This window comes from Aerococcus agrisoli (assembly GCF_003797145.1).
GTDB classification, from domain to species: Bacteria; Bacillota; Bacilli; order Lactobacillales; family Aerococcaceae; genus Aerococcus; species Aerococcus agrisoli.
On the sequence record NZ_RKMG01000074.1, the window covers coordinates 1 to 1,473 of the forward strand.

Sequence of the window (1,473 nt, forward strand, 5' to 3'; positions counted from 1 at the left end):
TACCGACCCCCAAAAGTTAGAGTAAAATCTAAACTTTTGGGGGTCCTTTTTATGGCAAAATATAGTGAAGCATTCAAGTTACAAGTTGTGCAAGAATATCTGGATGGCCCGTTGGGATATAGCGCCTTGGCGAAGAAACATGCCATTCCTGATGCCGCAACCGTCCGAAAATGGGTGACATTTTTCCAAGAATTCGGGTTGGAAGGTCTGAAGAGGAAGCGGAAGAAGACGGTCTACCCTGTTCAATTCAAGGTGGATGTATTACACTTTATGAAAGAAACAGGCGCTTCTTATTCCGAAACGGCCATTGCCTTCGGCATGAACAATCCTTCCCTAATCGCCAACTGGAACCGGGCCTTCCAAGAGAACGGGATGAAAGGCCTGAAACCAAAACAAAAGGGGCGACCTCCCATGTCCAGAAAACCGAGAAAACAGCCGGGAAAACAAGCAAAGTCCACTTCTCTTTCCCAAGAAGAGCTGGAGCGTGAAAATGAATTACTAAGATTAGAGATTGCTTACTTAAAAAAGTTGAAAGCTTTCCGGGAGAATCCAGACACCTTTCTCGAAAAGCACAAACAGCAGTGGCATACGCACTCAAAGAGGAAGGATTCAAACTGAAGGATATTCTTTCAGTAGTTGGAATCCCATCCGCAACGTACCATTACCACGCGAAACAACTGGGAATAGCGGACCCGGATGGGGCTCTAAAAGAGCTGATCCAACAGCTTTTCTCTCAGTTCAAAGAGCGGTATGGGTATAAACGACTCACGAAGGAAATGCAAAAACTGGGACATTGCGTCAACCACAAAAAGGTGTACCGCCTCATGCAAGAAATAGGTTTAAAATGTGTCAAGTTCATGCGGAAGTCTCGCAAGTACAATTCCTATAGAGGGAGAGTGGGAACCGTTGCGAAGAACCGACTGAATCGGCGCTTCCACACCACTATCCCCTTACAGAAACTCGTCACGGACGTCACTGAATTCAAGTGTATGGGGGAGGAGAAGTTATACTTTAGCCCTATTCTGGACTTGTATAACGGAGAGGTCATCGCCTACAGCATGAATAAGCGACCAACTCTGGACTTCGTGATGAAGCCCCTGCAGGAGGCCGTCGGCATCATTCGTAAACACGGCACCGTCCGCACGACCCTTCATTCGGACCAAGGATGGCAGTACCAGCACAACAAGTGGGTTAAAATCTTGAAGAAAAACAAACTCTTTCAAAGCATGTCTCGGAAAGCAACGTGTGCTGATAATGCAGCGATGGAAAATTTCTTCGGCATTCTGAAACAGGAAATGTATCACGGAGAAAAAATGGTAAGTTATGGTGAGCTTGAATCAAGGATTTCCGAGTATATCGATTGGTACAACCAAGTTCGATCGAAAGAAAAATTGGCTGGCCTAAGTCCAGTAGAATACCGAACTCAAACCAGCCAATTGGCTGAATAATTAAAACTCTAACTTTTGGGGGTCG

At 45.6% G+C, this 1,473-nt stretch carries 2 protein-coding genes; both read left to right on the forward strand.

The features are described 5' to 3' along the window. Positions 1–51: 51 nt before the first annotated feature. Positions 52–618, forward strand: coding sequence for a helix-turn-helix domain-containing protein (locus tag EF384_RS09525; RefSeq protein ID WP_123781476.1), 567 nt, complete (start codon positions 52–54; stop codon positions 616–618). After that, positions 504–1,448: an IS3 family transposase gene (locus EF384_RS09530; protein ID WP_233570093.1), complete on the forward strand. Its 945-nt coding sequence runs from the start codon at positions 504–506 to the stop codon at positions 1,446–1,448. Before EF384_RS09525 ends, EF384_RS09530 begins: the two co-directional genes overlap by 115 nt. The last annotated feature ends 25 nt before the right edge of the window (positions 1,449–1,473 follow it).

Bases quoted from the DNA above. Each gene is read 5' to 3' on its own strand.
- EF384_RS09525 (WP_123781476.1), top strand. From the start codon at position 52: ATGGCAAAATATAGTGAAGCATTCAAGTTACAAGTTGTGCAAGAATAT.